This window comes from Moorena sp. SIO4A5, assembly GCF_010672005.1.
GTDB lineage: Bacteria > Cyanobacteriota > Cyanobacteriia > Cyanobacteriales > Coleofasciculaceae > Moorena.
In genome coordinates, this window is record NZ_JAAHHZ010000213.1 from 1 (window position 1) to 8527 (window position 8527).

Consider the following 8527-nt stretch of genomic DNA (forward strand, 5'->3'; position numbering starts at 1 on the left):
CGAGAACAGATTACCCAAATGACAAATGTATCCATCAGTTATTTGAGGAACAGGTCGAAAATAACCCAAATGCAATAGCAGTAGTATTTGAAGAGCAAAAGCTGACCTATGGAGAATTAAATAGCAAAGCTAATCAACTAGCTCACTATCTACAAACCCTTGGTGTGGAACCAGATGTACCAGTAGGTATTTGTCTGGAACGCTCGTTAGAAATGGTAATAGGCATTCTTGGTATTCTCAAAGCAGGGGGAGCTTATGTGCCAATCGACCCCAGTTATCCCCAAGAGCGTATCGCGTATACGATCGCTGATGCTGCTGTGCCAGTGCTTTTGACCCAAGAGGGATTAGTAGAAGGATTACAGGAACATAAAGCACAAATAATCTGTTTGGATAGAGCTTGGTCGGAGATTATTCAAAAAAGTTCAACTAATCCAGATAGTGGTGTACAGACTTATCACCTATCCTATGTAATTTATACATCTGGCTCTACAGGGGAACCGAAAGGTGTGATGATTCAACATGAGAATGTTACTCATCTATTTTCAGCAACAGAAAGTTGGTGCTCATTTAATTCTCAAGACGTCTGGACTCTATTCCACTCCTTTGCTTTTGATTTCTCAGTTTGGGAAATCTGGGGAGCATTACTGTATGGTGGACGATTAGTTGTAGTTCCGTATTGGGTCAGCCGTTCTCCTGATGCTTTTTATAAGTTACTATGCCAGGAGCAAGTCACCATACTCAACCAAACACCTTCAGCCTTTAAACAACTGATTTATTTTGAGCAAAGTCAGGAATATGCAAGTAATATATCACTGCGACTGGTGATATTTGGAGGAGAGGCTTTAGACTTTCATAGCCTGGAACCTTGGTTTGAAAGGCACGGTGATACTTTACCACAGTTAGTGAATATGTATGGGATTACGGAAACAACTGTCCATGTCACTCATTACCCCATTAACTCAAGAAATATTCAGGAAGGTACAAGTAGTGTCATTGGTCGCCCTATTGATAATATGCAAGCTTATGTGCTAGACAAAAACTGCCAGCTAATGCCAGTGGGTGTTGGTGGAGAGTTGTACATTAGTGGGGCTGGTTTAGCACGTGGTTATCTGAATCGCCCCGAACTCACCCAAGAAAAATTCATTCCCCATTTGTTTAGTCAGCAACAAAATGCTCGCCTATATAAGACTGGAGATTTAGCGAGGTATTTACCAGATGGGAATATAGAGTTTTTAGGCCGCATAGACCACCAAGTAAAAATCCGGGGATATCGAATAGAGACAGGAGAAATAGAAGCAGTTCTAAATCAAAATTCCATCGTTAAAGAAACGGTAGTATTAGCAAGAGAAGACAACCCAGGAGACAAACGCCTGGTAGCATACATAGTACCAGAAACCCAAAGCAGAAGCAGCAGCAACCGAGAACTATCAAAAACCCAAGTAGATAATTGGGAAGATGTATTCAATCAAACCTACGACGATCGGCTAAGTGAAGTAAATGACCCACTCTTTAATATAAGAGGATGGATTAGCAACTATGATAACCAACTGATACCCGAACAACAAATGCGCATCTGGGCAGGAGATATAGTAACTCAAGTATTAGCCCAGAAACCAGAGAGTGTGTGGGAAATAGGTTGTGGCACAGGAATGCTCCTGTTTCAAATCGCACCCCAGACAAAAAACTATTATGGAACAGATATCTCCAATGTCTCATTAGAATACATCAAACAACAAATAGAACAGGAACCAGACAAATATGGTCATGTATCCTTAGCACAGAAACGAGCTGAAGACATGGCTGATGTGGCTGATAACAGTTTCGATGCCGTATTGCTGAGTTCCATAGTCCAGTATTTCCCTAGTGTGGAGTATCTGTTGCAAGTAATAGAAGAAAGTATCAGGGTAGTCAAACCAGGAGGGATGATTTTCTTAGGGGATATCCGGAGTAGGCCATTAATGAAAGCCTTTCACAGTTCGGTGCAACTGTATCAAGCCACTCCCTCACTGTCACGAAAACAACTCAAGTCAAAGATAGACAGAAAAATGGAGCAGGAGACCGAGTTGTTAGTGTCACCAGAGTTATTTGTAGCTCTCAAGGAAAAACATCCAGAAATAACTCATGTACAAATCCGTTTACAGAGGGGAAGAGAACACAATGAACTGAATAAATATCGCTATAGCGTACTGTTGCATATAGAGGCACAACCAGGAAAAGTAATAACACCGACTGTAGAAAGTGGAGGGGCTCTGAGTGTTCAACAGATAGAAACTTATCTGCGAGACATTGGGCCAGAATCAATTTGCTTTAGTGGTTTAGTCAATGGCAGAGTAGCTAATGATGTAGAGTTGGTAGAGTGGCTATCACAGCCCAAAGAAAAGGAGAATGTACAGCAGTTGAAGCAGAGGTTAGAGGAGAAGCTAGTCAATAGCATAGACCCAGAAAGGTTATATGAACTGAGTTCGGATAATGGGTATAGCTTAGAGTTGTGTTGGTCTGCTCAGGGAGGTCCGGAATTGATGGATGGGGTATTTGTGCGCAGTGAGTTAGCCAAAGAAGGGATAGTGTTAACACCGCTAACTCAAAAATCGGTAGTAGTAGGTAACTGGGAGAATTATGGGAATAATCCGTTGAGTTCCCAGTTGAGAAAGGAACTGATACCGCAGTTGAGAGAGTATCTACAGTCGCGGTTGCCAGAGTATATGGTGCCATCGGGGTTGATGGTGTTGTCCCAATTGCCACTGACTCCTAACGGTAAGGTAGACCGTAAGGCTTTGCCTGTACCAGATGTGGCCAGTAGTGTGTTAACGGAGTATGTAGCTCCACAGACAGAGACACAGAAGATATTAGCCGAGATTTGGACAGAAGTGTTGGGTATAGAAAAGGTGGGAATACATGATAACTTCTTTGATTTGGGTGGGCATTCTTTGCTGGCTACTCAAGTTGTGTCTCGCTGCCGTCATGCTTTTGGGAACGAACTGACTTTAAGTATATTGTTTGAATTGCCAAAGGTAGCCGAGTTTGCAGAATATATTGAGACCGTTCGTTGGGCTAAAAAAGATTTACAAAACTCAGAATTAGGTAGTGAGGAGGTAGTATTTTGAAACTTGCTAAAACAGTTGAATTCTTATCTTATCTTCGTAGTATAGGTGTAAAATTTTCCGCTGAAGGAACACAACTTCGCTGTAATGCTTACCCAGGGATTTTAACATTGACTCTGCGTCAAGAGATAGCAGAGCGTAAAACAGAAATACTGGACTTTTTATACCAGGCTAGTCAAGTAAACGACTCTAATCAATCATTGATTCAGCCTATTTCACGTTCGGAGGATTTGTTACTATCCTACAGTCAACAAATGATGTGGTTCTGGCATCAGCTCTTGCCAGATTATCCATTATATAATATGCTGTTGAGTCTACAACTAGAAGGTCAGCTCAACGTAACAGTATTAGAGAAAAGCCTGAACGAAATAATCAGGCGACACGAAAACCTACGGACCCGTTTCCCCTCTGTAGACGGAAAACCCATGCAAGTAATTTCGACCGTTGCCAACATCAATCTGTCAACAGTAGAATTACCATCATCACCGGAACAAACAACCCAACTCAAACAACTAGCTAGCACTGAAGCAGAAAAACCCTTTGACCTAGCCCAAGGCCCCCTGCTGCGTGTCACCCTAGTACGACTCAGGCCAGAAACTCATATATTAATGTTAACCATGCACCACATAATATATGACGGTTGGTCTATAGGCATACTAGCATCGGAACTATGTACATTGTATGAAGCCTACAGTCAAGGAAACCCCTCCCCATTATCAGAACTACCGATTCAATATGCCGACTACGCCCACTGGCAACGACAGAAACTCACAGCAGAGGTATTAGAAAAACATCTGAGTTACTGGAGAGAAAAACTAGCAGGAGTTTCCCCTGTATCCCCCCTACCAACAGACCGCCCACGTTCAGAAGTACAAAGCTTCCAGGGAGGAGCAGAAAAATTTGAATTTAATCAAGAGTTAACAGAGAAACTGACCCAAGTCAGTCAGAACTTAAGTACTACCTTATTTACCACCTTACTAAGTGCATTCTTCGTTTTACTATCACGTTATAGTGGAGAATCAGACTTAGTAGTAGGTTCAGCAACTGCTAACCGCAACCGAGTAGAAATCGAACCCTTGATTGGTATGTTTGCTAATATCCTGGTGTTGCGTTGTCAGTGTGTAGATGATTTGACCTTTAGTGAACTATTAGATCAAGTCAAACAGAGAACCCAAGAAGCCTACAAGCATCAGGATTTACCATTTGAAAAGTTAGTAGAAGAACTTCTGCCAGAAAGAAACTTAAGTTATAACCCTCTAGTACAGGTAGTATTTAACCTGGTGAGTATACCCATAACTTCTTGGAATTTACCAGGATTAAAAGTAACTCAGAGAGAGGAAGGCATCAGCACTGCCAGAATGGATTTAGAAGTACATCTGTGGGAAGCACTATCAGGCCTAGAAGGATATTTCATTTACAACACAGACCTATTTGACAGAGCAACCATCACAAGGATGATGGCACATTTTCAAACCCTACTACAAGCAATAGTAGCCAACCCCCAACAAAAAATCTCAAAACTTCCCTTAATCACAGCAGCAGAAAAACAGAAAATACTGCAGGAATGGAAAAACACCAACACAGATGACCCAGATGACAAATGTATTCATCAGTTATTTGAGGAGCAGGTAGAGAAAACACCAGATGCAATAGCATTAGTATTTGAACAACAAAAGCTGACCTATTCCCAATTAAATAGCAAAGCCAATCAACTAGCCCATTACTTGCAAAAATTGGGAGTAGTTCCAGAAACGCCAGTGGGTATCTGTGTAGAGCGTTCAGTAGAGATGGTAGTAGGTTTATTAGCCATACTAAAAGCCGGAGGAACTTATGTAGCAATAGCTCCCACAGACAAATCACAGGATTTGCCGTCAATTTCAGTAATATTAACCCAAAACCACCTCAAATCAAAATGGTACACCTATAGCGAGCAAGATGCTCGCGCTACGGTAGCTCAAATCCTGTGTCTAGACACAGACTGGGAATCAATAGCCAAACAAAATACAGACAACCCAAACACAGAAACAACAGCCACCACAAGAGCCTACATTCTGAATCAAACCTTAGTAGAACATCACAGCGTAGCTCAACGTTTACAATGGCTACAAAAAATCCTGAGAATAACTAATCAAGACATTCTGCTGCATAAAAATTCTCTGATTCAAGATGTAGCGATTATAGAAATAGGTTTACCTCTAATCAGTGGTGGTAGTGTAGTTATAGCTGCCAATGACGAGCCAAAAGAATTACAGAAATTAATCGGGCAGCACAAAGTCACCATAGTTCACCTGTATCCATCAGAACTCCCCTCGTGGTTAAACACAACTAACTCGGTAAAATCTCTCAACAGTTGGCGTACGCTTCTTTGCAGTGGAGAAACCCTATCAACAGAAATAGCCAACAAATTTCTCCAAAGCTACCCAGTGTCATTGCACAACTTCTACAGTCTCCCAGAAGCAGCAGGAGAAATCACCCACTGGTCTTGGTCAGAAAAACCAAAGAGAGAAAAGGTACCCATAGGCAACCCTGGTCGGTTATCAGTTTATTTACTAGACCAACACCAAAACCCAGTCCCCAAAGGAGTACCAGGAGAAATCTATATTGGAGGTGCCAGTTTAGCCAGAGGTTATCTACAGCAACAGACATCACTCGAATTTATCCAACATCCCCAATTAGGAAGACTATTCCCAACAGGAGATATAGGTCGTTATCACAACAAAGGTTATTTGGAAATAATCGGAGCTAAACAACGGCAGACATGGAGAAAAGGGAAGCGAATAGAACTAGCAAACATAGAAACCGCCCTATTATCAGCCCCCCAAGTAGAACAAGCTTATGTACTAGCTCATCAAACCTTATTAGTAGCTTATGTTGTGATGGCCGGAGTCTGGAACCCCCAACAATTACACTCCCAAATACAACAGCAGTTACCCCCAGACATGATGCCAGGAGCTTATGTTCCCCTGGCTCGTTTACCCTTAACTCAAAAAGGAAAAGTAGACGAAGTAGCATTAGGGCGTTTCCCAGTAATTGACGATAACGTAGTGCAACAATGGGAAGCAAAACTCAAAGCAGTGCCAGAAATAGAACAAGTAGCAGTGGTAGTGCAACAGAAAACACTAAAATTGCCACCATTGCATATATCAGACTTGCTGCCATCAGAACAAATAAAACTGCCGAATCATGGTGCAACTCCCGTAGTAGAAAAGTCATCTCCAACAACAGAATTACAAACCCAATCAACATCAGTAAACCAAGCCATCAGTGAAGGAGAACCAATAAAGTGGCCTAAAGATGCACCAACTACTTTAGCACAAGCATTAGAACGAGCAGCTCAAGAGCACGGGGATACCAGTCTGATATATATTCACTCAGATGGAGAAGTAATTACTCAAACCTATAGTGAGTTGTGGGTAGAAGCTCAAAGACTATTAGGAGGGTTAAGGCAATTAGGTTTGAAACCTACTGATAAAGTAATCTTTCAGTTAGAATCAAATCAAGATTTTATCAGTGCATTTTGGGGTTGTGTGTTGGGAGGGTTTGTACCAGTACCAGTATCAATACCCCCTAGTTATGACCAATCTCACAGTAGTCTGACCAAACTGCAAAACACTTGGGCTTTGTTAGGACAGCCTTTGGTACTCACAGATAACAAATTAGCATCATCTGTGCGTGGGTGGTTCCAACGTCTGAATTTAGGGAAGTCTGTAGTTGAAACTTTAGAACAGTTACGAGGTTTTGAACCAGATACAAAGATTTACAAAAGTCAACCACAAGACCTGGCAGTTTTGCTGTTAACTTCTGGTAGCACTGGGATACCTAAAGCAGTAATGCAGGAAAACAGCAAGCTATTGAGTATGTCTGCTGGTACAATTGCAATGAACCAATTTTCTAGTCAAGACGTCACCTTGAATTGGATGCCGATGGACCATGTAGGAGCATTGGTATTTCTGAGTATTATGGCAGTAGACTTAGGATGTGAGCAGATTCATGTACCGACACAATTGATACTGCAAAATCCACTCAAGTGGTTAGATTTAATTGACAGTCATCAAGCCACCATTAGCTGGGCACCAAATTTTGCATTTACTCTTATTGGCGATCGCCTTTGGCGCGGCTTCGCCGATCGCGCAGAAGAAGTGAAAAGCGGTGCGACCCCGGTCGGGTTTCCCGACCTAGCGGTCAGACCCCGCGACGACGAAAGTCGCAAGGGAATGCTGACCAAGAGAGGGAATGCGCACCAAGAGAAAAGACACTGGGATTTGTCTTCAATGAAATTTTTAGTGAATGCAGGAGAAGCAATTGTTACTAAAACTGCCAGAAATTTTATCAAACTTTTAAGCTTTTATGGTTTATCGACAAAAGCTATTCATCCAGCTTTCGGAATGTGCGAGACTTGTTCCGGGATTACATGGTCTAACAGTTTTTCTCTTGAATCATCATCTGATGAAGATAAATTTGTTGAACTTGGTCCACCAATTGCGGGGGCATCTTTGAGAATTGTTGATGCAAATCAACAAGTAGTTCCTGAAGGAGTTGTTGGATCTTTACAAGTAAAAGGCGCATCAGTAACATCAGGTTACTATCAAAATTCCACGGCGAATCAAGAAGCTTTTACAGCAGATGGTTGGTTTAACACAGGAGATTTAGGGTTTCTGAAAAACGGGTGTTTAACAATTACCGGACGACAAAAAGACGTAATTATTATCAATGGGTTAAACTACTACAGCCATGAAATCGAATCAGCGGTAGAAGAATTACCAGGAATAGAAGTTTCTTACACCTGCGCTTGTGCCGTAAGAAAACCTAACAGCGATACCGATAAATTAGGAATATTTTTCAATACAGAAATAACTGAAGATACCGAGTTATTAGCTTTATTAAAAGTTATCATAGAACAAGTGGTCAATAGAATGGGAATTAACCCAGATTATTTAATTCCCCTAGAAAAAGACTTGATTCCCAAAACTTCCATTGGTAAGATTCAACGAACTCAGCTTAGTCAAAGATTTGCCACAGGAGAATTCCAGGAAGTCTTAAAACGGGTAGATTTAATTACCGAAAATAGCAGCCACACAATTCCTGATTGGTTTTATCAAAAAACATGGCAACGAAAACAATTAAATTATCCGCCACACCAATTCAGCCAATTTGGAGTAGCTTTAGTATTTATAGATAAGTTAGGATTAGGTCAACAAGTCTGCAAAAACTTAGAAAATAATTATCAAGGTTATGTGCAGATAGAACAAGGAGAACCCTTCACAAAAATCAATTACAATCACTATATAATTGCTCCAGATGTTGGAGAAGACTATCAAAAGCTGTACCAATGTCTAGGAGCAGAAAATATCCAAATCGGAGCAATTATTCACCTGTGGCATTATGATAACTATACTGGGACTGGAGAAATTACTGACACAGAAACT

The 8527-nt window shown here is 41.3% G+C and carries 2 protein-coding genes; both read left to right on the forward strand.

The genetic code is table 11. The features are described from left to right. A partial coding sequence (locus F6K57_RS32535; RefSeq protein ID WP_293072163.1) for an amino acid adenylation domain-containing protein occupies positions 1 to 3104 on the forward strand: 3104 nt, incomplete at its 5' end. Next, positions 3101 to 8527, forward strand: a 5427-nt coding sequence (locus tag F6K57_RS32540; RefSeq protein ID WP_293072164.1) for a condensation domain-containing protein, incomplete at its 3' end; no start/stop codon positions are given. The genes F6K57_RS32535 and F6K57_RS32540, both read left to right, overlap by 4 nt.